Here is a 24,603-nt window from a genome sequence, read left to right as displayed (position 1 = left end):
CACCCCAACATCACCCCGCCACCATCCCGATTGAACCCCCGCCAATCCGCCACAGTCCACCCTACAGGCCCACCTTCCAGAGGCCCCATAGGAGACACCCATGAAAGGTACCGCGCTTTCGGCCCTGTTCGCGGCCGCCACCCTGCTGGCTTCGCCGGTGTTCGCCGCCGATGACCTCTGCAACACCAACCTGCAAAAGATCGACGACAGCATGGCCACCGCCGGCGCCACCTCCGAAGGCCTGGACAAGGCCCTTACCGAGCAGGTGGACAAAGCCAAAGCCGCCCAGGCCTCGGGCGACACCAAGGAATGCATCGCCATCACCAGCAAAGTGCTGGAACGCCTGGAGAAAACCGAGAAAGGCAGCGGCTCCGGCAGCGGCGGCGCGTGAGCCATGAAGCGGGCGACAGGACCGGCTGTCGACGTCGCCCGCGCAATGGCGTATACTCCATCCCACGTGCCGTAAGGTGCGTTAGCGTAACGCTAGTGTGGGGCCGATTAGGATTCGACGCCGGTAGCGAAACTCTAGGTGCATGCCGAGTTGGTAACAGAACTCGTAAATCCACTGTTGCAACTTTTATAGTTGCCAATGACGAAAACTACGGCGCGGAGTACAAGCTGGCTGCGTAAGCAGTCCTCTTGACCCGTTGCTTCTGGTAGCTTCGGCTCCAGCAATCACTAGGGGATGCCTGTAAACCCGAACTGATTGTCATACAGAACAGGATCGTCGCGTAGCACGTTGTGGGCGAAGTGACTAAAACTTACACAACTCATCCAAAGCACCCTGCCCGTCGGGCGGCTGCGGATTAAATCAGTAGACACGGCTACGCATGTAGTACCGACAGCGGAGTACTGGCGGACGGGGGTTCAAATCCCCCCGGCTCCACCAAATGACCAAACAAAGACGTCCACGGACGTCTTTTTTTGTGCCTAAAACCCAGCAAATACGCGGCCTCCAGCGCTTTTGCGGTCTTTTGAGAGTTTTTGAGTTCCAGCCATTCGGGTATTCCAGACGGTATTCCAGTCCGTCCGGTGCTAATCTTTGGAATACCGAATCAGTGCCTGAGGACAATCTCATGCCTGCTCAAAACCTCCGCCTCTCCGATCGACAGCTCAAGGGAGTCAAACCCGCGTCCAAGGATTACGTCCTCACGGATGGTGACGGTTTGCAGCTCCGCGTACGCAGCAACGGCTCATTGCTGTGGAATTTCAATTACCGTGAACCGGTGACCAAGAAGCGCATCAACATCGGCTTCGGGACCTATCCCGAACTGTCACTGGCGAACGCACGAAAGATGGCAGTCGATGCGCGTGAGCTACTCGCGCAGGGCATTGACCCGAAGGTGCAGCGCAATACGCTGAATGAAGCCAAGCGTGCAGAAACGGAACACACCTTTGAGAACGTGGCCACCGCCTGGTTCGAGCTCAAGAAAGACTCGGTGACCCCGGCCTATGCCGAGGACATTTGGCGGTCGCTCACGTTGCACGTGTTCCCCGACTTGAGGACGACACCACTGGTGAAAATCACCGCGCCGATGGTGATCGCATTGCTTCGTCCAATCGAAGCGAAAGGCAGCCTGGAAACGGTCAAGCGTCTCAGCCAGCGGTTAAACGAGATCATGACCTACGGCGTAAACTCCGGCCTGATCTTCGCCAACCCGCTCAGCGGCATCAGGGCAGTATTCAAGAAGCCCAAGAAAGAGAACATGGCCGCGCTTCCACCCGAAGAGCTCCCCGAGCTCATGCTGGAGATCGCGAACGCCAGCATCAAACGCACGACCCGTTGCCTGATCGAATGGCAGTTGCACACCATGACTCGCCCCGCCGAGGCGGCGACTACTCGCTGGGCAGACATCGACTTTGAAAGGCGTGTCTGGACTATCCCACCGGAGCGGATGAAAAAGCGCCGCCCTCACAGCATCCCGTTGAGTGATCACGCTGTCGCACTGTTGGAGTCATTGAAGACTCACAGCGGCCATCGCGAATACGTCTTCCCGGCAGACAGAAATCCGCGCACTCACGCCAATAGCCAGACCGCCAACATGGCGTTGAAACGCATGGGGTTCCAGGATCGGTTGGTCAGCCACGGCATGCGCTCGATGGCCAGCACCATCTTGAATGAGCATGGGTGGGACCCGGAACTCATTGAGGTCGCACTGGCGCATGTCGACAAGGATGAGGTGCGCAGCGCCTACAATCGAGCAGACTACATCGAACGCAGGCGACCGATGATGGCCTGGTGGAGTGAGTACATCCAGAAGGCCGCCACCGGCAGCCTGCTCGCCTCAGCGTACGGCCAAGTCAGAGACAACGTGGTGCCGATCCGCTAGCTCTGTACAGCGCAAGAATGGCAGCAGCAACATTTGAGTGCTCAAGATTCGGAGCAGCCAGCCTCGCTTATCCGCTTTTGAACACGGGTCCATCCAAACAGGGCTGCAAAGCCGCCCTGTTTGGATGGACCTCACTTTGAAGAGCTAAAAGCCACGACGTTGTCCGGGGTTTACCACGGAATTCCATCGATGGATAACCGTTTTTCACGTTCCCAAGAGCGCTGAATTTCGACCCTTGACCGGGTTTATCCACAGGCGTAGAACTGGCCGTGCAAACGCTGTCGATGACAGCACCCCAGGTGACCCGAACCTTAAAGGTCACGCCGCTCCCGCGGTGGTTCTCCCCAAGGGCGATTCGCATCCGGCAGCTCGCCCGGTCACCTCCCCGGTGATGGATGCCAACTACATATCATGGCCCTCGTGCGCCAGACGACACTTCCTATTGCGCTGCCCTGCAGCAACCTATCCGCTTGGCCGAATATTGCGCCAACCTGTGCCCGTCTCTTTCTCTGGAAAGAGACGGGCACTCCTAACACTGCTGCAGCCCAGATCGCATATGGCTTTGCGGCAATCCCCCTCGTGACAATCGGCGTGACAAACGCCGATGTCACCAGCAACAGCCATGCAGATGATGGTGCCGCAGACCAAGGAATGGACTGCACCTGACTGACAGTCAGGCATGCCCCGGTCATCGCATCGCTGCTTGCTCGTGGCTCAGGATCTCCAGGCGCTGGTCTCGTCAGCCAATGCTGCCTCCACCCGCCCACCGGTAACGGTGCTCAGGAGGCCAGATCATGAGATGCCCTTGCTCCCGGTCGTAAGGAGCCGCCAGTCCAGCGTAGAGGACATTCCCCACAGGTCGCAGGGGCCTTGATCCCTGATAACACTCAGCATTCTTGGCGGGATGACGTGGGGCGAGGATCGGAGATCGGATGATGAGGTGACTGACATGGCATTGGTGGGTAGACGCGATGGTCGTAATTTTGGTTACGGCAGGCAATTGAGCTACGCAGGGCCGCAAGCGTTGAAAGACATGTTCGGTGGCGGTCATTACGGCACGGTCAAAGCACACTGTGATCGGTGGCAGGCATTCGTCAAATGGTGCCGCTCAGAACAGGGGCCGGGTATCAATGATGCGCGGCAGATTGATCGGGAGGTGTTGGCGGACTATGCGGCGTATCTACGCGACGTGGTTAGGCGCGGTGACCTTGCTGTTAGCACCGCACAAAACCGCCTATCCAGCGTTAACAGGACCATGGCGGCGCTTCGCGGTGATCAGTATGTGAAATTGCCAAGTCCGAGCAAGGCGTTGGGTATGCAGCGCACCGGGGTTCGTCAATCGGTGCCGCAGGGACAAGATCGCGAACAGGTTAAACAGATCGTCGATGCGCTTTGCGGCCATCATCAGCTACGAGCCGCTGCGATTGTTCTGTTGGCGCGAGCCATCGGCATGCGCTTGCGTGAGGCCATCTTGGCTGACCTGCCACGGCTTAGCCGTGAGGCTGATGGCCTAGGAAGGCTTAACATTCAGGATGGCACCAAAGGCGGTCGCGCCGGTGCCTCGGCGCCGCGTTGGATTCCGGTAGACGGCCATGTTCGAGATGCACTTGAGTTTGCACGCCAGATTTCGCCTGCGGGTAGCCGAAACTTGATTGCACCAAACGAAAGCTACCTGGATGTATTGCAGAAAATCGTCCGCCCTGCCCGCTGCATCCTCCAGGCGTACAACCTAAAAGGTCTTCACGAATTACGAGCTGCTTATGCTTGTGAGCGCTACGAGCAGATCACCCAACACCTCGCACCAATCAATGGGGGCCAATGTAGCCAGGCAGATAGGAACCTAGCTCGTCAGGCCCGGAGGCAAATCAGCTATGAGCTTGGGCATGGTCGGCTCGACGTGGTTGCTGCCTACATTGGAGGGCGGATATGAGAAAGCCATTCGATATGGAGCTGTTCTTGGCTGGAGTGCTGACGGGTTCGTACGCAACCAGGCAGCGCCATTTACGGCAAGCAAAGCTCATCCAAGCTGAGATATCTGAACGCTGGCAGCTGGAGGCACCTTGGGCTTGGCAGAAAAAACATGTGAATTGGTTTCTTGACCACCGACTAGCTGGGCGATGCGCAGCGACTCGATACTACTACCTGTTGACAGCGCGGCTTCTCGTTCGACGCCTTGAGAAATCATGGACTCTAAATGTGCGATAATTAGCTAATACAGGAATCAGTAGCTAGGCGTTCAATCAGATCCCCTTAATTAACTTCACCAACCGCTAGACATAATGGCAATACAGAACTTTCTTTAACATGCGTCCTTTAGCGGCCATCGCTTGTGAAGCTTTAAGCAAAGAACGCGCTAAGCTAAATGATTCAAGTGAAACTTATCAACCTATATGACCAGCAATAATTGGAAAGCCACATGGACTCTGTAGCAAAAGGAAATGCCCTGGAGAATAAAGTCTTCAATCTTCTACAAAAAGAACTAATCGAAGGACGTCTTGGAATCATTCCTTCTTCCGCAAAAATCTTCCAAAAAAAAGGTTACTACTCCAAAGATCGAGAAAAAGATATTGTAGTAGACATTTCAATTGAGGTATGGCCACCGGAAGCCGAAAATTATGCATTGCTGTGGGTATGCGAATGTAAAAACTACAACCACAGCGTACCAGTCGATGACGTAGAAGAATTCAAAGCAAAGTTAGACCAAATTGCAGGAAAAAACGTAAAAGGCGTTATAGCTACCAGAAATTCATTTCAAAGCGGATCGATTTCTTACGCAAGAAACCAAGGGATCGGATTGGTTAGGGTAATGCCAGACGATCAAGTGTCTTGGCTAATGCATTGTGTTATATCAAGCTCAGCGCCCAGACAAAAAAGCCTTAACCCTCGTGAATTCAACGACGCCCTATCATACGAGGGCTACCAAGCAAAAGAGCGTGCTTTTTTCTCCGCTTACGATGGTTATATTTTTGGAAGCTGGCAAAGTCTGATCAGACATGCACTCAGCGAAACACCTTAGATGATTAACAAAGATCAATACCTCTATGGATAGCTATGGGCGAACTTCGTCCTTGCCGTAACTTATTTTACATTTTAAGTGAGCACAATGGGCTTACAACCCTAGATACCTGGGTGTTCGATCTTTGAGAGAAGGCAGCCCTATCGTGACCGACCGCAATCAAACTATTGTGGATGATCACAACAGAAAAATTTCGGCCAGAAGCGGTCATCGAGCACCTTTAAAATTTAAGACATTTCAGGCTACCGCAAGCCATATATTGGCAAAAGCAAAGTAGGTATGATAAGCGTGGATCATGGCATGACACCAGCGGAAATAGCTGCAATTCCGCTGGTGTAAATCAATCAAGGGCTAACTATGACTCTGATGTCCGAGCCCGATATGCTCTTGATGTATGAGTAACTCGTCCCCAGGACGGCCAGTTGCTCTTTCGACACCTTCTTCGCTGAGATCGCAGGTTGTACGATCACAAACTTGAAGATCAGTTCATGGTCGTGGCATTTATTACGCAGGATCTCCAGCTGCTGGGGCGTGCCCTTCAGGATTCTATCGAAGTCCTTCAGCAGTCCCTGCTGGTAGCGATCCATTAATCGGTTGAAGAACTTATCGGCGGTGTACAGCCATTTTACCGACCTGGACGCCTGCCCGCATACTTCATAGACATCGGCGACGCGCGCTCCCGGGGCAGCCACACCATCCGTCATAGGACAGAATTTGCAGTGATATAGGTCGACGTATATAGCGTCCTGGTTTTCTCGAATGGCCACTAGGTCAGCGATTTCGCCTTTGCCGTCATCGTTGAACACGATTGAGTAATCATCAGCGATCTTATCGAAAGTGAACCCTTGTACTGAATCCTTGCGTTGCTCCGCACGCATGGACTCTTGATGGATTTTCGTCGCTCCCCAGTCCCAGGTTTCGAGCAAACCGGCTGGCAGTTTTACACCCATACTGTTAAGCGAGTACTGACGGTAGTTGCCCTGCACCATGGAGCCGTCGACTCTGAGCAGTACCAGCGGCTCTTCATCCAGGTAAGAATCCAGTGGTACTTCGTGGGGGTAAAGGATCTTCACACCTGGGCAGGAGGTCTTGTACCCATCCACCAGCAATTTGATGGCGATAGTAGTGAGGCGACGCTCTTTGCCATCGTTACCTGCGACCAAGACAGGGATCTCCAGCGTTCGTGCATCGCTATACTCAGGCTTACCAAGCTCGACATCCAGCAGGTTGAAAGTCTCTCCCTGAAAATACAGCGAGATCCTTTGCTCGTTTTCGATCGCGATCGACACAGGCCAGTCGGCGTAGAACAGCCCCTCTGGCCATTTGCCCTTGATTTGGTCGGCACGCATGACATTTTTGAGGACGTCACCAGGGTCGATGGTGTTGTCGTTGAGTTTGACCGCCATCCGCTTGCACCACTCGACCCAGTAGTTGATCGGAGAAGAGTTCATCTCCCAGATCTTGCCCTTGTGCGAGCAGCCCACGGTGGTTCGTTCTCCATCCTCAAAACCAGTGGCGAAGATGTTCGACTTTGTCGCATTGCCTTTCTCGATATCGCTGATCACCTGGTTAATGTCGCGCCCCACATGCATCGTAAACCGCAGGTCTTTCCGGGCGCGGGACAGACCAACGTTCTGCAGCTTCATCAGCTTGATGTCGTGGAGCGTCCGGAACGCCGGCTCACCATTGATGCGCCGAGAGTCTTTGGCCACCAGGTTCAGGAAGCGAGATGCCTGGGTGTCGTCACCCGAGGTATGAATGAAGAGGATTTTCTGCGCTTTGTCGTAGAACGCGATGTACAGATTCCAGCTGGTATCGACGATTTCTTCGGTCTGAGCCCATCCAACCAGCGTCTCTCGCCGAGTCACGGCAATGACGGTATCGGCCTGCTCATTGATCGAAAAGTACTGCAGTGTCTCCTTCCGGCCATCCAGACTCTGTGCCCGCTGCGGTGTCCAGTCTTTGACAGAGAGGTGATACGCCACGGCGCTGATTTTGGGGTTCGGGTTGAGCCCAAAGATTACCTGGGCATCGTCACCGTCAGCGAATTGCTCGGTGAAGTCTGCCTTCTGAATTTCCCGGCTAACCTTTTTCTCACTCACATTGCGAATGACTGCCCCCCAGTCAGCACTCTCCTTATAGAGGTCAGCCATCTGGTGATCGGTCTTCTGGTTAGCGATGTTCGCCACGAACTTGGCATCACCAAGGGCGGCGTCCACACGTGTCAGCCGGCCGATGAACTGGAGCGTCACGGCAGGGCTTTGGTGTTGGTCATGAATGGCAGCAATTTTGAGCTCGGGTAGGTCGAAGCCCTCGCCAAGCATGTCGACGCACACGATGATCCGGTGCTTCTTCTTGATAATCTCAGCCATCACCCTCGCCTGATTCGGCACATTGCTGTGAATCAGTACCGGCGTGAGGTCGGGGTGCTGCTTGTAAATCTCAAACAGGTCTGATGCCCGCTTGTGTGACTTGGCCCGCACCATCATCAGATGGTTATACCCGGCCTTGAGGTCAGCCCTGAGCAGCTCAACAGCTTTGTCTGCGATGGCCTGGTCGGACAGCTTGAGGTTGTATTCTCGTACCGGATGAAACTCGATACCTTTGAAATAGCCGTCAAGCTGCGCATCCCGGAGCGGGTAGTTGTAAATGATCTTACCGGCCAGAGCCAGACCATCTTCCCGGAATGGTGTCGCTGTGAACTGAATACACGGTTTGCCGATGAAGGCGGTTTTGATTCGATTCCAGCTAGCAGCGGCGACGTGATGAGCCTCGTCGATCATCAGGTGGCTGCAAATATTGACCAGCGCACCCAAAGCGGCGTCTTCGAATAGCAGCAGGGCCTGGGGAGTAGCCACAATGATGTTGGCGCTAACCAAATCAGCAACCTGCTCCTCTGACAACTTCGAATCGATGGCCGCAACAATGGGATTTCGCGCAGTGTCCGATACCGCCCCCACGTTACGGAGTGTCTTCATCTCCGTGCACTTACCCACCAACTGCGTTCTGAGGGCGTCCGAGGGAACCAAGATCAACGTTCTTGCCATCCTCGCAGCGATAATCAGCGCGAGCATGGTGTCAGTCTTCCCTGTACCGGTCGGCATGACCACTGTGGCGGTCGAAGAGGGATCAACAACCAGGTGCCCCAGAGTGGCATAAAGCGCAGCCAGTTGAGGCTTGCGCAGCCCAGGTGCGTTGGTCTTTGGATCGTCGAGACTGAAATTGAAGAGATGGCTTTGCCAGCTTTGGTACACATCCAAATGCGTTTTGACTAAATCGTCCATGATGATTACCTGAAGGCAGAAAAGATTTCTGGGGGCAGGGTGGCTATATGATAGCACGCACACTATCGCTCCCATGACCTTAACCACTCAGACATAAGGACAAAACCAATCGAGCCTCGTGCAGGTTTGGTGAATTATAGGTCTCGCTCTTAGCCGAAAGCAGCCAGCCATGAGCGCGGACCTATCCCGATGCAAAAGACTGGCCGGGACCAATTTGCTTTTACACCGCCTTGTAGATGCTTGATAGGCGCCTTGCTCAGTTCTTGAGGCATTAGGACTGCTGGAGGGTTTGGCTACCAACCATGCTGCTCATGTAGGCATTTGCGCGGAGAGTGGCCGGCAGAGCTGTGGGCACGCAACAATCGTCATCAGCATGCATGCCGGCCCGAGCTGTCGTGAGGGAGCCATTCGATTGCTCCATAGCCGCCAGACGGGGCGACAGAATCATACGACTTCCTTTTTTTTCACATCGAATGATGTAGAATAACTGGAAATCTCTTGAGGTCCTCCTCCAATGCTTAGTAATGATTTCGCGTTTCAAGCAATGCCGCCTCAACAGGCGATTCAAGAGCTGTTTGGCATTCTGGAGCAGGATCTGAAGACGACAATGCTGGAGTGTTTCCGCGCCTTTATTAGCGCGAGCCCACTGCACCCCAAGGGGTCCAGTGGGACCATGGCTTGGATTCAGGGTACCCGCACTTTACGTTCCGTGACTCTGCCTCAAGGGTGGGTTTTGGACGATCCAAAAAACCAGCCACGCATCGTTTCTCCGGATGGTAGGCATGCGATAACCGTGATGTGCGGTGACGAAAACACGGGCAACCCCAACAGAACACCCCAGACGCGGAACAAACGAGGTCGGCAGACGACTAACAGTGTCGCGTACAACGCTGGGCAGCAAGACCTCTTTCCTGTGGATCGTGAGGAGCTGCAGCGATTTACCCCAGGAAGTGATTCTCAGCAAACCCTGTGGATCCTGCTGTTTCACGTAGATTTGCCGAACCGGGTTGTGCAATACGAGCTGTCTAGACCAGTCAACATGGGGGAAAACGAAAGAGTTGACGGTTGGGCTCCGCGCTTTATTATGCCGCCGCTTCACATTGACGAATCTAACGACCTTCCTGGCCCGGATTCGAGCCCAGACATTGACATCCCCGTGACTCCGAAAACATGACCGAACTGAGCGATTTCAACCCAAACCGGCTAATCCTCGCGAGACAGCGCCGGGGGCTGACCAAGAAATTGCTCGCCGATCTCTCAGGGCTCAGCAGTAAGCTCGTGACTCTGTATGAAAATGGTACGCAAGAGCCAACCTCTGAAAGCCTTGAACGACTTTCTAATGCCCTGCGATTTCCAATGGCCTTCTTTATGGGCCATGACGTCGATGCGCCCACAGATACGAATGCTAGCTTCCGCTCCTTTTCACGCATGACATCAGGGCAGCGTGACGGGGCTCTGGCTGCCGGAGGTATCGCTTATCTCCTTGCTGACTGGATTGATGTTCGGTTCAACGTTCCCAAGCCAGAGGTGCCTGATTGTTCCGGTATGGATCCTGAGGCCGCTGCCATGGTTGTACGTGCTGAATGGCTGCTGGGCGATAGGCCGATCAAGAATCTGATCCATCTGTTGGAATCTAAGGGCATACGTGTTTTCTCGCTGGCCGAAGAAACCAAGCAGGTCAATGCATTCTCTTGTTGGAGACGTGGCACGACGCCGTTCGTTTTTCTGAATACCCAGAAATCGAGCGAGGCAAGTCGATTCGATGCAGCCCATGAGCTCGGGCACCTGGTTCTTCACCGCCACGGTGAGAACAAAGGCAAGGAGGTTGAGGCCGAGGCCAACGCATTTGCCTCAGCTTTGCTCATGCCTCGTGATAGCATCCTGGCGTATGCAAGTGGTTGTAAATCGACAGCGGGCATACTGAGAGCAAAGAAGTACTGGAATGTCTCCGCTATGGCACTCACTTACCGGCTTCACAAGGTAGGGATATTGACTGAATGGGTGTATCGGGACTTGTGCATTGCGTTCTCGAACATGGGTGCCCGAACTAACGAGATTGACCCGTCACCGCGCGAAACCTCTCAGGTACTTCAAAAAGTACTCAACCATTCCCGAGATAAAGGCACATCTCTTCAAAGCATTGCATCTGATCTGAATGTCAATGCTGAGGATTTGGCCGCAAATCTATTCGGATTGGCTCCGGTCATGGTGTCGCGGCCTGGTGCCCCCCCCCAAATTAGGGCAGGTGGTCGGCCACCTGAGCTGAAGCTGGTCTCTGGTAGTAAATAAGTCCCAGCAGCGCTAGTTGCTGACCTGAGGGTCAAGCATCACAAGTGGCTAGACGTTCTAACTTGGATGTTTCGATGTGCCTGCCGGCGAACCTCGCCTATCGTGTGATAGTAGGAGTGGCTAGTGCTGGGCTACGCACTCAAAGGGTATGCAAAGGATTTGGAATGGCTAGTTTTTTAGAGTTTCTCACCAATAATGCTTCAAGATTGACTCTTCTCATGAGCTTTGCGGCGCTGTGCATAAGCGTTCGCAATGGCCTAACCCAAAACGCCTCCTACCAGCTGACGCGAGCAGTGCATCGCAGCGGCACGAATGACTTTCATGTTGTCAGCTCAGAGCAGTTGGAAGATTCGGTCCTGGTACAGCTCGTATATTTCAATCCTGGCGCAATCGCTACGGTCATCCAGAGCTTGGCAGTCTATGAGGTGCCTAAACCTATCTGGTGGCTACCGCGCAAATTTGATCTAGCCCGGAAATCAAGAATTGAGAAAGCCAAATGGTGGCCTGCTGGAAATGGGGACGAAAAGACCGCCAAGCTTTTTGCTGAAAATTTTCAATATCTGATGGTGAACGACTGCAGGGTCATATTCGTGAAGTTGCCAGGCATGATCAATCGCCTGGATCATGCCTTTGAACTGAAGACCAATCACGGGACATTGTTGACTATCTACTCGCTGGATTTTATCGATCGCGAGTTTTCATTCGACTCCAAGCGACATTTTAGCTAAATGGCGGTGATTCTGGCTCAGCGGCCCATTGGATTCAGACTATCTGTGGTTTTCTTGCCTATGGGCACTGACTGCTTAGTATATTTTCAATTCAACGCTACAGGCATAGGGGCGCTGATCGCCCCTGCCTGAATTACTTATTCTGAAGACTGCACTGCTTCAGTGAGAAAAAACCAAAGTAATTTTATAGGATTTTTATCCTCATAATAATCGCCGATCTTTTTTGATCATCTGGCCTGTCGTATTATCCATACGGTATTGAGTAATCGTTCCATCAATGATCCGATTAATTACTTCCCTTGCCACCTCTAGAGAGACAGCAAACCACTCACGCGGGCGATAATGTTCCCCATCCCTACCAACCAGATCCACATTGAGTCGCTGGACAGCCAGGAAGCCGTGAACAAGGGACTCGAACCTCTGTGGGTTCATGTTGTAACACTCAAATTCCGTTACCTTCTGTACCGGGCTTTCCAGAAACGCGATATCCCGCTCTGCATTACGAACGCGCTCATCTACCGTGAGTTCGGTGTACCCGATCTTGTACAGATGGGGGAACTGCGCCAAAGCAGGGTTATTGCTTAGCGACTTGACGATATATACCACGCCTGTGCGCCGATCACGGTGGGTCAGGCGGATGTCTTGGAAAGACTCAGCCAGAGCATCATCTCGATCACGCAGGATGCGGCGGCCAGTTTCTTCCATATAAAGGGCACGACCAAGCGAACGCCGCAGCATGTTCGACTCAGTGCCGTTCTCGAAGATCAAACGTAATCGGGCATCCTTGTGCTCTCCACGGCCATGCTCTTCACCAACCTCATCCACAAAACACATGACGCCATTGAGAATGAAAGCATCGCCAGCGGTGATCTGCCAGTTTTCGGCAAATTGAACGGACTCCGCCCGCCCACTTTTTAGGGCAGTATGTAGGTTCCTGAAAACCGATTCAAACCGCCAGAAATCCTCACATTTCGTCCGTTGCGCTACCTCATCCGGAATTTCCCTTTCGGACGGTACGTGTTTAATGTCAAGGATACTCATATCGCCGACATCAAGCAGCCCCATGTGATCACCACCCAAGATATCGTCGATGCTCATCACATCCTCGGGCGCGATGGGTTCTGCAGACATGAAATTTTGAACTGGCTCGCAAACGGCCAGCAAGCTATGCCGATCCAAAGTGGTTAGGGTGGCGTGATCGCTACCCTCCAAGATCGCCTTCAAGCGCTTTGCCATTTGTCTCTCGAACAAGTTTTCACCGTGCTCGTATGGCAGGCGGCCATGCTGATCAATGAACTGATTGATCTCTTCAAACCGAGAAGCCATCAGATCATTTTTTCTAGGGGGCGCAGGCCGGGGCTTTACGTTGAGCAGGCCGAATTCATCAGAGGCGCCAAAAATGTCATCCAGAGAATCAAGTTCGCGACGCTTTTTACCACTCAGGAACATTCCGTTGCCTCCCGTCAGACTACTTGCTGTTGCTGAAGCTTCTCGCGCTTACGTTTTTTCAGATACTCCAGACCTTCCGCATACCTTTTTTCGATAGGGTCATTCGCGGTAAGGGAAGGCTCGCGTCCTTTCTCTTGTCGGAATGCTACTATGCGTGGCCAGAGGATCACGGCCTCATCCTCGGTCATGTTGATGCGACCTGCCGCAACCACCTCTTGAATCGTCTTAAGCATCAAAGGGGTCACAGATTTCGACAGGATTTCGTAGGCACCGTGGAATGGGTTGACCTGATGGATCAAGTCGATTGTCACGTTGTCGATGTTGATGAACTTATCGCCCATCTTCACAAATTGACGATTGCCCTCCGGTGCAGCAGAAGGCTGAGAAATCGAGCTCGGCTGCGTGACGTAACTTTGGCCAGTCTCCGCCACCGCGTAGCATGCACCATCACTAGTGCTACCACACTCAATGATCACCGCGTCCGCCGGCAAATCTGCCTCATCAAACAACCCGCCCGAGGTGCCGATCAATACCTTGGTCAGAACACCCTCACGGACCTGCTCGACCTCCTCCGGCGTCAGGTCAGGGTATTTCGTCTCAATAATTTTTGGCAGCTCGGTCTCATTGATGACCTCGGGCGGTACTCCACCACCTACCAGAGACTTTCCTACCTCAGGCTTCTGGATCAGCGTCGCAATGATGTCATCGCTGTCACCATTCAGAATTTTGATAACTTTATCAGAGACAGGAGCAGTTACGTCATTGATAATGATAGTTCCAGGCTCAACAGTTTCACCTTCGACAATCTTCGAGCGCGGTTTAAAGGTGACGGTCGGTGCTAATACCTGCTCCATCAATAGCGACAAGGTGATCGCTTTGAGCATATTATTCACCGATATCTTCACATCCACATCTTCAGCATCTGGCTGAGCGATCAAGTTGGTGAACTGAGCATGAGCCTTCCCTTCCACATCACGGGTCGCGCGACCAATTATCTGAACAATTTCCGTCATAGAGCTACGATAGCCAATAGTCAGAACGTGCTCGCACCAAGGCCAGTCAAAACCTTCTTTCGCCATACCGAGGGCGATTACGGCATCCAGTTCATCTGATGCTTTAATGTTGCGGAGATACTCGATAACTGAGGCGCGTATTGGGCCATCGTCGACAAGGTTGGCCACTCTCATTAGCGAGCCATCTTTGCGCTTGACTGTGATAATTCCCGTGTTCAGATCTTGCTTCTGCACATCCCCCATTGCATCAAGAATATGATCAACTGCCTCATGTTTCGGCAGCGCAGCTTCGCCACTATTTACATTAGGAATGTGAATAATAGTCTTCTTTCGATTATCCAGCACATCCTTCATCGCATCGATATAGCGCCCCTGATAAAAATGATACCCAATGCCCAGCGATTTCAGATAACGATAACCATTGAGCTGTTCGTAATAGGTATATGTGACCTTATCGAACAGCTCCTCGTCTTCCGGGAGTAGAATCGGAACAGTGTCACCGCGGAAGTAGGAACCAGTCATCGCAACGATGTGTGCATTAGACCCCTTCATCAGGGAGTCAATAAGTGCGCCCAGGCGATTATCCCCATCGACGGAGACATGGTGGAATTCATCAATTGCCACTAGAGCTGAATCGAAATCAGCCGGTGCCAATTTCTCGAAGGCAAAGCGGAGGGTCGCATGAGTGCAAACGAGAATCTGTTCACCATCGGCTTGCATAAAGCGCCGGAACGATTCAACTTTCGTGCTTTCACCACCCGGCAAGCATAGGTTATTCGATGGAAGAACTGACCAATCAGAAAAGAAACCTTGCTTTGTCAGTGAGGTGTCTCGAAATGAGGCACCGATAGACATTTCAGGTACTGCGACAATGACTTTTTGTAAGCCTTGATTAACCAACTTATCGAGCCCCAAGAACATAAGGGCACGAGATTTTCCGCTAGCTGGCGGAGCCTTCAGTAGCAGGTACTGACTGTTGCGAGAAGCGAAGGCCCTAGCCTGCATTTCCCTCATCCCCATCTCATTTAACGTCGCGCTTTTACCAGTTTGCGCGTACTCCACTTTCAATAAGTCAACCATATTCTTGAGTCCTTTCCAGTTACTAGGCAGCAGTCTTGGATGCGCGGGGTTTACGGATTTTTTTGGTCTTAGCTTGATCAGCCAGCAGCTGACGCTCCTGCTCAATCAGCGTCTCATAACGGTCAAACAGGTGATCTAGGCGCTCAGAAACATCACGGAAGGGGCGAGATCGATATAGTCGTTCCACCGCTGTATCTAGCGCCTTGTGGGCAGATGTCAGATTATCCGGCATGTAGCTTAGGTCGTAGAGGTCAGCCAGCGACTTGTCGGGATAGTGCTCTCTAACCATCAGTACTTCTTCAGCTAGAGCTTCGATCTGCTTACGCTGCGCCTCGGAGGCTTCAGGCCATGGGAATGTGTTATAGACCAATGAGGCGGAATAGCGATAGTCGCTTTTCATACGCCCAGCCACAACACGCACCCAATCATTGTGCATGGTCGATGTAAGCACGCCGAACTCGTACAGAGTCGCATTGGGAATAATCTGCAAGTCGTTGTTAGCTATAACGGAGCTATCCACGTAGCCAATGGGAACATACATTCGGTTCTCGGAGGATGTTCTAGGAATGGCGAGATAATTACCAACTCGGGGCTGACGATTTTCCGTAAACAAATGAGGAGTATTAGCCTTCTTTTTAGTCTGCTCTTTCGGACTGAGAAGTCGAGTACTTTTCACACGCTCAACACGCTTCATTACCTCGGGCATACGACTCAGTTCATCGGGTGAACAATCAGCCAGCCACAAGCAATACCGCGTAACTCCGGAAAGAAGATCGTCCGCCCCACGATAGGGTTTAATCCACTTAGCAGAGGCCGGCTCTGAGGCGATGAGCTGCTCCCGCTCTGTAGCATCTAAGATAAGATGCCCACCGTCGGCGGCAATACTTCCATTGGCAAAAGGTGTGACATTGACGATTGGCTTACGCCGTCCATAAGCGACAGTATTGCCCCCCTCAATTAGGTATGGGCTGATATTGGAAACTATCTGAGCACGCCATTCATTTCCAATGTGCTTAAAAATAATTCGATTAGATGGATTATTGGACAACCCAACAATCACAACATGAACAGCTGCGTTTTTCTTCGCACTATTTTTCCACTTGAATGGTTGGTATGCGAAGCTGATACTCAGGCCGAGATCAAGAACAGCTGGCCAAAGCATTGCTACCTGTTCGCCTTGGCAGATTGAGTTAGTAGATACCAGAGCCAACTCAGATCGAGTACTATTGATGTACTGTGCGCCCTTCCAAAACCAACACGCTACGAAATCAAGGTCTTTGTAGCTGTCAAACCCTTGAAAAGTCAGGACCATATCGTCATCTTGCTCTTTAGAGCGATCTTTACCAGATGCAACAAAAGGTGGATTCCCTATTACATACACCTCATCATTGGCCATATTAGGACAAACACTGCTCCACTCAAGTCGCAGACTATTCCCATGAATAACATTTCCACTTGCCTTCAGAGGCAGCATCGGCTCCGCGTGCCCGAAGGCAACTTTAAACTCAGTGTGCATCTGATGTTCAACAAGCCACAAGGACAGCAAAGCAATCTCATGAGCAAAGTCGTCCATTTCGATACCATAAAATTGCGACAACTTAATACCACTCATGAAAATCACACGCTGCTTACTGAAATCATTCAGCGCACGAAAAACCTCCATCTCGAAACGGCGCAATTCTTTATAAGCGATAATAAGAAAGTTTCCCGACCCACAGGCCGGATCGAATACTTTTATTTGAGCAACACGCTCCAGCAATGCCTGCAGCTTTCTCTCACTACCTCGCGAAACCTCTAACTCCGCATACAGCTTGTCCAGGAACAATGGCTGGATGACCTTCATGATATTACTCACGGAGGTATAGTGCTGACCCATGCTACTGCGCTGTTCTTCATCGATCACCGCCTGGAACATGGAGCCAAATATATCCGGATTGATCTGAGACCAATCGAGAGTTCCGCACTCCAACAGCAAACGGCGAGATTTTGCCCCGAATGAGGGGATCGTCAACTGTTGCTCAAACAAACCGCCATTTACATACGGGAAAGCCTGCAGGTGTGCAGGTATGGACTGACGCAGGGTATCTGCTTCAGCAGCGTTCAGGACCGCGAACAGTTTTCCAAGGAATTCCGAAATGTCCTCTCCATCTTCGCGAGTCGTGGACTTGATCGCATCAGTGAACTGATGCTTCTCAAAGATCCCTGTATCTTCAGCAAAGAAGCAGAACAGCAGGCGGGTCAGGAACACATTTAGGCTATGTACATCATCAGCGCTAGTGATTTGGTTACGCTCACGGATCAAGTCAAACAGCCGCCCCATCTTCTCCGCTGCCTTTACATCTGCCACGCTTTCGCTGTGAATATAACTCTTCTCTAACCCCGCCAACGGCAGGAAAAAACTGTACTGCTGGTGGAGCTCGGTGAATGCTGTTTCCAAGCGCTCATCCGCCTTCAGGTCGTAAGCGACCAGCAGTTCAAAGTCAGTCGCGATCACAAAACGGATCTTCTGCGCCTTGATAGCATCACCATTCCGGAGGAGCTCCACGATCTCGTGGAGCTCCTCACCGGCTTGAATAGGGTGAAAATAGAGCTGGCCTTTCAGTGCGACATCACCAGTGATCTTCGCCACGTTACGAGCACCGCCGTTCCTTAGCTGAGTGATCGTGCTCTTTGCGAAACCGTAGGCGTCCAGAAAGCCATAGATGAATTCATTTTCAACGCCTGACTGCTGGGTCAACGATTGCAGCATGTCATAGAGCAAGGTTTGGTTGATCGACATGAATTACTTCCTTGATGAAGGCTTGGCTGATAGCTGGATCAATGACTGATGAAAAATGGGCAAAGCAGAAAAGGTCGTAACCCAGAGGGCCGACCATCTATAACGTCTCGGCGATAAGTAATCCTGGGGGCGAGCCTTAACCGCTTAGACGAACCTGAACCAGCATCGTCGTTTGGCGCTCTATGGCTGCGAGCAGCTGCAGGGTTCCCCACAAGCGTCACCGCCACGACAGCCTGCAAAAGAACTCTTTACATCTGATGCAGGCCACCTTGCGAGCAATATCGAAAGGCCACACCCTAGTCAAAATGGCGGTTGACGTCCACATTGGCTGTTCATACAGGTAAATAATCTGAACAGGTTACGGCGCCCAGGACAGGAGTGGTCGAAGCCTAGGGCCACAAGCCTATTTATCTGTAAAGCCTTCAGACACACTGCCAGCGGCCAGGCCGTCACGACCTTAAGCATTGTCCACCAACCCCTCAAGACCCTTCACCACCGGGAGTGGAAGAGCCTTAGAGTAAACCTCACCCTGGCGCGATCATCGCGCGCTGGGCTGGCCGAATCGAGCCGAGTACGCGGATGGTCTTGATAGACGCTCCATTTTTCTGTCGCTGGTCTTCAACAGCATACACGACGGAATTTAATGGATGGCCCCACCTGCCGAGAAGTAGTATGGATTGAATGCTTAGCCAGTGGCCAACGAACGCACCGCAAACGCTGGCAACCGTAACGCTGTGGCGGTACTCGGGGTACGCCTGAATGAGATCTGTAATTCCTAAACGGATAGTGCCGCGCTACCTGCAATAGCACCGCCAACCTGGACAAGCCTTCGTGGCTTCGACTAACGGCTCGGCAAGCCTGTGCCAATCTTCATCCTGCTGATGCTGGATAGCCTCAACACGCTAACGGCTATTGCGAGCTATCCAGGTTGTACAGTTAGACCCAACTGGTCGGTGCAAGACCTAGAAACTTGCTGCAGAATTCCAATTGGTATTCCAGCTGTAACCACTAACCGATTTTCAGATGCCTAATCAGTATCTTATTGGACCAATTCAACTTACCCCGGCCACCCACTGAAGCTCACCGGCAGTCGAACCGACCCGATCCGGTAAGCATCAAAAACCTCCCCAACGTGACCGCTGCTCTTGAGCGCTCTCTCTACCGCAGCCGGGTGGCAAAGGGTGTGACTACCCCCCCACCTCAAACGCATCGTACGCCGCTAACGGCAAGCTGATCCCCTCACGAACCGCACGAGCATAAGCTTGCTCCTTCCCCTTGCCCGGCAAGTAAACCCCCAAGGCTTCAAGCCGGTTCATCTGCTCCCCCAACCCTGAAGCAAAGCACTCGTCCAACAACCTGGGAGCAATCCCAATCACCAGCATCCCAGCCCCCGGCGATTCGCTACCAGCCCGAAAATCGCCTGCATCCAACGACCAATTGGCCCCCGTCACCCCCGCCGCAAGCACCTCAACCATCAACGCAATATTGGCCCCCCGCCCACCCCCAAACGCCAGCAACGTCCCATGCAGTGCCTCCCGCGCACTACACGTTTCATTGCCTTGCGCATCAACCGCCCAGCCTGCCGGTATCGCCTCCCCCGCCTCAGCGGCCCGCAACAGGTTCACGTAGGCCGTGGCACTGCTGGCCTGGTCAATCGCCAATAACCGCCCCTTTGCACTGGCGGCGGCAAATGCGATGGGGTTGGTGGAATACAGCGGCCGACTCTGCCCTGCCACGGTAAGCAGCGGTGGACCATTGGTAAACGCCAACGCGACCAGCCCCTCGCGCGCCAGGCGGCGGGTGTAATAACCCAACTCGCCACAGGTAAAAGCGTTGAACTGCGCAAACAGGGCAATACCCAGTTGATGCGCATTGCTGCACAGCTGTGGGAAAGCGCAATCAAACCCCAATTGCGCGATGCCTCGGGCCGCGTCGCAGCGGATCATGGCCGGCGCGACCTGGGTCACGATGGGCTCAGCAGCTGGGGCGATTCGGCCGGTGGCAAAGCCGCTGAGGTAGTCCGGCAAATGGCCGAAACCGAGTTCGTGTTGGCCATGGGCCTGGGCTGATACCGTGGCATCAGCAAGCGCCGAGGCCACGGCGTGGCTGGCGCCGTGGGCCAGGCAGAGCTGGTGTGCAAAGGCGGTGGCATCGGCCAGAGACAGGCGCTTTTCGGGTTTGTGGTCGTCCATGGTGGCTTCGGTGTTCTCGGATTGAAGGTGTGCCGCAGCCTGAGAACCTGCAGGGGGCGGCGTTAGCCGCTCCTGCAGGATTTGATTGCCTTTACTGAATCATCCTTGGCTCACCCACTTTCGCAGCCTCGCGGTCCAGGCCAAACGTGGCGAGGATTTCTGCGATTTCGCCCGAGGCGTGCAAGGCCTGGATGTTTTTGCCCAGCGCCTCGCCCAAGGCTGCGTTGGCCTTGGTGTACGGGAAGGCGCTCTGCCCGGGTTCAAGCGTGGCCTTGACCCGTTGATCGGGCTCGGACACCTTGATGCTCTTGCCGGGGTAGCCGCCCTTCTGCTGCGACGAAACGGCCACCGCGAAGCTGTCCGCGCCCACCTGGATGCGCCTGGACGCCAAGTCCTGGGCCATGGCCACGGGGTTTGGGTAAAGCACCAGGTTATCGCCAAAGGCCTTCTTCAAATCGTCCACCCACAGGTAGCCATGCACGGTGCCGATACGCTTGCCATCCAGTTCGGAGATCTTGGTGTAACCCTCATCCGAAATAATGCCCATCACGTCCAGGTACAACGGTGCCGACAAGCCCAATGCCTTGCTGCGCTCTGCCGTGCGATACCAATCGCCGATGCCGACATCGGCGCGCTTTGCCACCACCGCCTGCACGACGGCGGCGGTGTCCACCACCATGGTTTTGATTTTCAGGCATTCGCGCTCGGCGATGCGCTTGATGATCTCGCCATCCACGCCGCTCAACTGGTTGTTGGGCCCCGGTATCGAGTAGGGCGGGAACACGTACGCCGCCACGGTGAGTACACCTGGGGTGATGGTTTCAAACTGGTTCGCGGGGGTGCATTCGGCCAGGGCGTACGGGGCGCCGGCCAAGGTGGAGCACAAGAGCATCCAACGGGTAAAACGTTTGAATGAGCGAGTCATGACGTCACCTTTGCAATAAGAGAGCAGCAGCCGAAAACGGCGCGAGTGGCATTTGTTGTTATGGCTGGCTGGGTGCCAGTCTTTTTTCCAGCGCTGCCACGCCCAGGGTCGCCGGGGCACAGACAGCGGCATACATCAAACCGGCCAGTATCAGCACCGGCATGTACTCGAACGTGGAGGAGCCAATGGAGGATGCCCGGCTGACAATTTCTGGCAGGGCGATGGTGAAACACAGCGACGAGGCCTGGAACATCATGATCGAGAACCCCAGCAGGGATGGCAGCGCCACCCGCAAGGCCTGAGGCAGGATCACAAAGCGCAGCGCATCGAACCGGTTGAGGCCGATCACTTCGGCGGCCTCGGTTTGCCCTGCGGCCACCGACTCGATGCCACCGCGAATGATTTCACTGGTGTAGGCCGCCGTGCAGTACGCCATGGCCAGCGCAGCGGCCCAGAACGAGGTCAGGGTCAGGTTGACGCTGGGCAGGCCAAAGTAGAAGTACTGCAGCAGGATCAACGCCGGTGCACCACGCCCCAGTTCCACCACAACCAGGGAGGGGTAACGCAACCAGCGGCTCGGCGCCGAAACACCCAGGGCCAGCAACAGCCCCAGCACAACGCCCAGGCCCAGGCTAACCGCCGTCACCTGCATCGACAGCACAAAGCCTTTCCACAACTCTGGCAACCATTGCGCCCACATCGTCAGCAGTTCGCTCATCGGGCAATCCTCTGTTTCAACGTGGCCGACAGCCAACGTGAGCACAGGGCCACTGGCACGCTGAGCACCAGGTACACCACCGCCGCCGCGCTGTAGACGCTCAGGCCCTGAAAGGTTTGCTGTGAAACCTGATAAGCCTGGAAACTGATATCACCCACGCCAATGGTCGAGGCCACGGCCGAATCCTTCAGCAGGCCAATGGCGTAGGTGGCTGAGGTGGGAATGGCGATACGCACCAACTGCGGCAACACCACATCGAAAAACCGTTGCGGCGCTGACAGGTTAAGCGCATAGGCGGCTTCGAACTGGCCGGCGGGAATTGCCGCGAACGCACCGCGGTACACCTCGGACATGTGCGCCGCCGTAATCAGCCCCAGGCCAACTACCGCTGCGGTAAACGGCGACAGGCTGACATAGCCGCCACCGATGCCGAAGAAGATGAAAAACAGCCAGACAATCGGGGGGATCGAGCGCAGGGTCAGTACCAGCATGGCAGCCAGCACACTCAGCACCTTGACCCTGGACATGCGCAGGGCACAGATCGGAAACCCCAGCACTACGCCCACACAGAATGCGAGCACGGTAACGGCAATGGTCCAGGGCACGCCGTTCAACAGCATCATCAGGATGTCTTGCATCAGCGATTCCTCACGGCCTGGAGAAACTGCACCACCCGTTCATGCTGGGGCTCGCGCATCACCTGCTGGCTTGGCCCGTGCTCGATGATGCGCCCGTCAGCCATCACCACCACCCGGTCAGACACGGTCTCGGCGAAGTGCATCTCGTGGGTTACCACAATCATCGACATGCCTTCGCTGGCCAGCTCTTTCATCACCGCCAGCACCTCCAGGCCCAGCTCGGGGTCCAGCGCCGAAGTCGGCTCATCGAACAGCATCAGCTCAGGGTCCAATGCCAGGGCGCGGGCGATGGCGATGCGTTGCTGCTGGCCACCGGAACAGCGCGCGGGATAATGCTGGGCCTTGTCAGCCAGCCCGACGCGTTCGAGCAGTTGCAAGGAGCGGGCGTCGGCTTCTTTGGGGCTGCGGCCCAGGGTGCGGATTTGCGCCAGGCTGACGTTGCGCAGCACCGTCAGGTGCGGGAACAGATTGAACGACTGGAACACCATGCCAATGCGCCGGCGCAACTTGAGCAGCTCGGTACGGGGCAACGCCTTGCCCGCTTCGATATGCACGCCATCCATGCTGACACGTCCCTTGGTCGGCGGCTCCAGTTGGTTGATGCAGCGCAGCAAGGTACTTTTGCCCGACCCGCTGGGGCCGATAATGGCCACCACCTCGCCCTTGTTCATTTCAAAACACACGTCGTGCAACACGGGGTAAGGGCCAAACTGTTTATGAATGCCCTCCAGGCGCAAGAACGGTTCGGCGCTGGCCACCGGCCGCGGCGCCAAGGTGGGTGCGGTTTCAATCACGGTCATGCTGCTCATGGTTTTGCTCCAGCTATCGATCGCCGTCGACTAAGGGCGTGCGCGAGAGTTTGATCGGCCCGTTGGCGCTGATCAGCACCTGTTCTTCGAGCTTCACCCCTTCCCCACCGCCTTGCTCACCAATGTAACTTTCCACCGACACCACCATGTTTTCCTGGAACAGGCCGTCGTAGCCCCACTCGGCGAAATCCACGGCGTAGGCGACGCTGGGGTACTCGTCCACCAGCCCGACGCCGTGCAGCATCATCATGTAGCGGTTGTGCTCAAAGCGCTTGGGCACCGGCCAGCAGTGTTCGGCAAACTCGCGAAAGGACAGGCCCGGGCGCAGCAGCTCGACGTTGTGGTTGATCTGCTGCGAGGCGATATCCAGCAAGTCGCGTTGGGCCATGGTCGGCGCCTTGCCGGGGCAGATGAAGCTGCGCGAGATGTCTGAAAGGTAACCGCCGGGGCCGACCATGTCGGTGTCGAAGCAGACCATTTCACCTGCCTTGATGACCTTGTCGGTGGCGTCCTGAAACCACGGATTGGTGCGCGGCCCGGAGCTGAGCAAGCGGCTTTCCGCCCACTCGCCGCCGTGCGCGACGTTGGTGCCGTGCATGATGCTCCACAGCTGGTTTTCGGTAACCCCTGGCACCAGGCTTGTGCGCATGCGGGCAATGGCCAGGTCGCACACGCCCATGGACACCCGGTGGCTGGCCACTTCTTCAGCCGATTTGATCAGGCGTGCCTGCTCCATCAAGGGCTGCGCATCGAACAGCTCAATGCCCTGTTGCGTCAGGCGCTGCGCACCCCAAGGGTCGCAGCGGTCCACTGCCAAGCGGCGGTTGCCGCCACCGTGGCGGGCCATCAGGTCTGCCACCTCCTGTGCCCAGCGCTCGGCTTTTTCCTGCACGCGGGGGCCGGCAAGAAAATACAGCCAGGGAATCGCCGGGCGAATTTCATCGATGGTTTCAACGTGCTCGCTGTTGTGCCGGCTGCTGGTGAACTCGAACAGCACCACCGGGCCGTCGGTGGCCACGAACACATAGCGGCTGGGCGAGTGCATCACCCACAAACCAAGGTTATTGGTGTCGGTGGCATAGCGAATATTGATCGGGTCGGCCAACAGAATGCCGGCGTAATCCTCGGCGCGCAGTTGCTCGCGAATGCGCTCCAGGCGGTAATGGCGCAAGGCTTTGCGGTCGATGGCGGCATACGCATCGAGTAACGCCGTGTCGACCGGCGCGATGGCATGTTCAGTGACCTTGGCATCGCTGCGAAAGCGCAGGTCGCGTTCGGTTAACGCAGTGAGCAGCTCAATGGAATCAGAACCCGTTTGCATGCAACAACCTCCGCTGGGAAGAGTTTGATGTT

General features: G+C 54.5%; 18 protein-coding genes and 1 other RNA gene. 9 read left to right on the top strand and 10 right to left on the bottom strand.

Annotation, left to right across the window (positions count from 1 at the left end; genetic code table 11):
* The first annotated feature begins 100 nt into the window (after window positions 1–100).
* The 6 genes from JOY50_RS22005 (at window position 101) to JOY50_RS21980 (ending at window position 5,346) form a co-directional block, all read left to right on the top strand.
* A complete protein-coding gene (locus JOY50_RS22005; protein WP_023047600.1) occupies window positions 101–391 on the top strand; it encodes a hypothetical protein in 291 nt (96 codons plus the stop codon).
* 99 nt (window positions 392–490) lie between these two features.
* Window positions 491–889: a transfer-messenger RNA gene (gene ssrA / locus JOY50_RS22000) on the top strand.
* Window positions 890–1,076: 187 nt separating this feature from the next.
* Window positions 1,077–2,330, top strand: coding sequence for an integrase domain-containing protein (locus JOY50_RS21995; RefSeq protein WP_243055852.1), 1,254 nt, complete (start codon window positions 1,077–1,079; stop codon window positions 2,328–2,330).
* 949 nt (window positions 2,331–3,279) lie between these two features.
* Window positions 3,280–4,260, top strand: coding sequence for an integrase domain-containing protein (locus tag JOY50_RS21990; protein ID WP_243055850.1), 981 nt, complete (start codon window positions 3,280–3,282; stop codon window positions 4,258–4,260).
* Window positions 4,257–4,535 carry a hypothetical protein gene (locus tag JOY50_RS21985; protein WP_243055849.1) on the top strand — a complete coding sequence of 93 codons (279 nt, stop codon included), beginning with the start codon at window positions 4,257–4,259 and terminating at the stop codon, window positions 4,533–4,535. The genes JOY50_RS21990 and JOY50_RS21985 overlap by 4 nt, the downstream gene beginning before the upstream one ends.
* Window positions 4,536–4,746: 211 nt before the next feature.
* A complete protein-coding gene (locus JOY50_RS21980; RefSeq protein WP_243055848.1) occupies window positions 4,747–5,346 on the top strand; it encodes a restriction endonuclease in 600 nt (199 codons plus the stop codon).
* A gap of 344 nt (window positions 5,347–5,690) precedes the next feature.
* On the opposite strand, the gene JOY50_RS21975 is transcribed toward JOY50_RS21980, so the two are convergent.
* Window positions 5,691–8,630: a DEAD/DEAH box helicase gene (locus JOY50_RS21975; protein WP_243055846.1), complete on the bottom strand. Its 2,940-nt coding sequence runs from the start codon at window positions 8,628–8,630 to the stop codon at window positions 5,691–5,693.
* A 514-nt stretch (window positions 8,631–9,144) separates the two neighbouring features.
* Between JOY50_RS21975 and JOY50_RS21970 the strand changes: the two genes are divergently transcribed.
* The 3 genes from JOY50_RS21970 to JOY50_RS21960 all read left to right on the top strand — a co-directional run bounded on the left by JOY50_RS21970 (window position 9,145) and on the right by JOY50_RS21960 (window position 11,647).
* A complete protein-coding gene (locus JOY50_RS21970; protein ID WP_243055845.1) occupies window positions 9,145–9,804 on the top strand; it encodes a hypothetical protein in 660 nt (219 codons plus the stop codon).
* Window positions 9,801–10,919: an ImmA/IrrE family metallo-endopeptidase gene (locus JOY50_RS21965; RefSeq protein ID WP_243055843.1), complete on the top strand. Its 1,119-nt coding sequence runs from the start codon at window positions 9,801–9,803 to the stop codon at window positions 10,917–10,919. Before JOY50_RS21970 ends, JOY50_RS21965 begins: the two co-directional genes overlap by 4 nt.
* Before the next feature lie 164 nt (window positions 10,920–11,083).
* Window positions 11,084–11,647 (top strand): hypothetical protein, encoded by a 564-nt coding sequence (locus JOY50_RS21960; protein ID WP_243055842.1) that lies wholly within the window; start codon window positions 11,084–11,086, stop codon window positions 11,645–11,647.
* 201 nt (window positions 11,648–11,848) lie between these two features.
* Here the strand turns inward: JOY50_RS21960 and JOY50_RS21955 are convergent, their stop codons facing one another.
* The 9 genes from JOY50_RS21955 to JOY50_RS21915 all read right to left on the bottom strand — a co-directional run bounded on the left by JOY50_RS21955 (window position 11,849) and on the right by JOY50_RS21915 (window position 24,571).
* Window positions 11,849–13,096, bottom strand: coding sequence for a GIY-YIG nuclease family protein (locus JOY50_RS21955; RefSeq protein WP_243055841.1), 1,248 nt, complete (start codon window positions 13,094–13,096; stop codon window positions 11,849–11,851).
* 14 nt (window positions 13,097–13,110) lie between these two features.
* Window positions 13,111–15,189: a DEAD/DEAH box helicase gene (locus tag JOY50_RS21950; protein ID WP_243055839.1), complete on the bottom strand. Its 2,079-nt coding sequence runs from the start codon at window positions 15,187–15,189 to the stop codon at window positions 13,111–13,113.
* A gap of 22 nt (window positions 15,190–15,211) precedes the next feature.
* Window positions 15,212–17,968, bottom strand: coding sequence for a DNA methyltransferase (locus JOY50_RS21945; RefSeq protein WP_243055838.1), 2,757 nt, complete (start codon window positions 17,966–17,968; stop codon window positions 15,212–15,214).
* Window positions 17,969–19,155: 1,187 nt separating this feature from the next.
* Window positions 19,156–20,160: an Ldh family oxidoreductase gene (locus tag JOY50_RS21940; RefSeq protein WP_243055836.1), complete on the bottom strand. Its 1,005-nt coding sequence runs from the start codon at window positions 20,158–20,160 to the stop codon at window positions 19,156–19,158.
* Window positions 20,161–20,251: 91 nt separating this feature from the next.
* Window positions 20,252–21,085, bottom strand: a complete 834-nt coding sequence (locus JOY50_RS21935) for an ABC transporter substrate-binding protein (RefSeq protein WP_243055835.1) — start codon at window positions 21,083–21,085, stop codon at window positions 20,252–20,254.
* Between the two features lie 58 nt (window positions 21,086–21,143).
* Window positions 21,144–21,803, bottom strand: coding sequence for an amino acid ABC transporter permease (locus JOY50_RS21930; protein WP_016501666.1), 660 nt, complete (start codon window positions 21,801–21,803; stop codon window positions 21,144–21,146).
* On the bottom strand, window positions 21,800–22,441 hold the full coding sequence (locus JOY50_RS21925; protein ID WP_016489256.1) for an amino acid ABC transporter permease: 642 nt from the start codon (window positions 22,439–22,441) through the stop codon (window positions 21,800–21,802). The genes JOY50_RS21930 and JOY50_RS21925 overlap by 4 nt, the downstream gene beginning before the upstream one ends.
* On the bottom strand, window positions 22,441–23,250 hold the full coding sequence (locus tag JOY50_RS21920) for an amino acid ABC transporter ATP-binding protein (RefSeq protein ID WP_243055834.1): 810 nt from the start codon (window positions 23,248–23,250) through the stop codon (window positions 22,441–22,443). Before JOY50_RS21920 ends, JOY50_RS21925 begins: the two co-directional genes overlap by 1 nt.
* A 13-nt stretch (window positions 23,251–23,263) precedes the next feature.
* Complete coding sequence (locus JOY50_RS21915; protein WP_243055833.1) at window positions 23,264–24,571, bottom strand: Xaa-Pro peptidase family protein; 1,308 nt, start codon at window positions 24,569–24,571, stop codon at window positions 23,264–23,266.
* Window positions 24,572–24,603 lie beyond the last annotated feature (32 nt).

The sequence above is a fragment of the Pseudomonas sp. BP01 genome, assembly GCF_022760795.1.
GTDB classification, from domain to species: Bacteria; Pseudomonadota; Gammaproteobacteria; order Pseudomonadales; family Pseudomonadaceae; genus Aquipseudomonas; species Aquipseudomonas putida_Q.
The sequence above is the reverse complement of the archived record's forward strand: the minus strand, read 5'-3'. Positions and strand labels throughout refer to the sequence as shown.

What these genes read in the sequence shown, in the direction of transcription:
- JOY50_RS22005 (WP_023047600.1), top strand. Translation starts at nt 101, where the DNA reads ATGAAAGGTACCGCGCTTTCGGCCCTGTTCGCGGCCGCCACCCTGCTG.
- JOY50_RS21995 (WP_243055852.1), top strand. Translation starts at nt 1,077, where the DNA reads ATGCCTGCTCAAAACCTCCGCCTCTCCGATCGACAGCTCAAGGGAGTC.
- JOY50_RS21990 (WP_243055850.1), top strand. Translation starts at nt 3,280, where the DNA reads ATGGCATTGGTGGGTAGACGCGATGGTCGTAATTTTGGTTACGGCAGG.
- JOY50_RS21985 (WP_243055849.1), top strand. Translation starts at nt 4,257, where the DNA reads ATGAGAAAGCCATTCGATATGGAGCTGTTCTTGGCTGGAGTGCTGACG.
- JOY50_RS21980 (WP_243055848.1), top strand. Translation starts at nt 4,747, where the DNA reads ATGGACTCTGTAGCAAAAGGAAATGCCCTGGAGAATAAAGTCTTCAAT.
- JOY50_RS21975 (WP_243055846.1), bottom strand. Translation starts at nt 8,630, where the DNA reads ATGGACGATTTAGTCAAAACGCATTTGGATGTGTACCAAAGCTGGCAA.
- JOY50_RS21970 (WP_243055845.1), top strand. Translation starts at nt 9,145, where the DNA reads ATGCTTAGTAATGATTTCGCGTTTCAAGCAATGCCGCCTCAACAGGCG.
- JOY50_RS21965 (WP_243055843.1), top strand. Translation starts at nt 9,801, where the DNA reads ATGACCGAACTGAGCGATTTCAACCCAAACCGGCTAATCCTCGCGAGA.
- JOY50_RS21960 (WP_243055842.1), top strand. Translation starts at nt 11,084, where the DNA reads ATGGCTAGTTTTTTAGAGTTTCTCACCAATAATGCTTCAAGATTGACT.
- JOY50_RS21955 (WP_243055841.1), bottom strand. Translation starts at nt 13,096, where the DNA reads ATGTTCCTGAGTGGTAAAAAGCGTCGCGAACTTGATTCTCTGGATGAC.
- JOY50_RS21950 (WP_243055839.1), bottom strand. Translation starts at nt 15,189, where the DNA reads ATGGTTGACTTATTGAAAGTGGAGTACGCGCAAACTGGTAAAAGCGCG.
- JOY50_RS21945 (WP_243055838.1), bottom strand. Translation starts at nt 17,968, where the DNA reads ATGTCGATCAACCAAACCTTGCTCTATGACATGCTGCAATCGTTGACC.
- JOY50_RS21940 (WP_243055836.1), bottom strand. Translation starts at nt 20,160, where the DNA reads ATGGACGACCACAAACCCGAAAAGCGCCTGTCTCTGGCCGATGCCACC.
- JOY50_RS21935 (WP_243055835.1), bottom strand. Translation starts at nt 21,085, where the DNA reads ATGACTCGCTCATTCAAACGTTTTACCCGTTGGATGCTCTTGTGCTCC.
- JOY50_RS21930 (WP_016501666.1), bottom strand. Translation starts at nt 21,803, where the DNA reads ATGAGCGAACTGCTGACGATGTGGGCGCAATGGTTGCCAGAGTTGTGG.
- JOY50_RS21925 (WP_016489256.1), bottom strand. Translation starts at nt 22,441, where the DNA reads ATGCAAGACATCCTGATGATGCTGTTGAACGGCGTGCCCTGGACCATT.
- JOY50_RS21920 (WP_243055834.1), bottom strand. Translation starts at nt 23,250, where the DNA reads ATGAGCAGCATGACCGTGATTGAAACCGCACCCACCTTGGCGCCGCGG.
- JOY50_RS21915 (WP_243055833.1), bottom strand. Translation starts at nt 24,571, where the DNA reads ATGCAAACGGGTTCTGATTCCATTGAGCTGCTCACTGCGTTAACCGAA.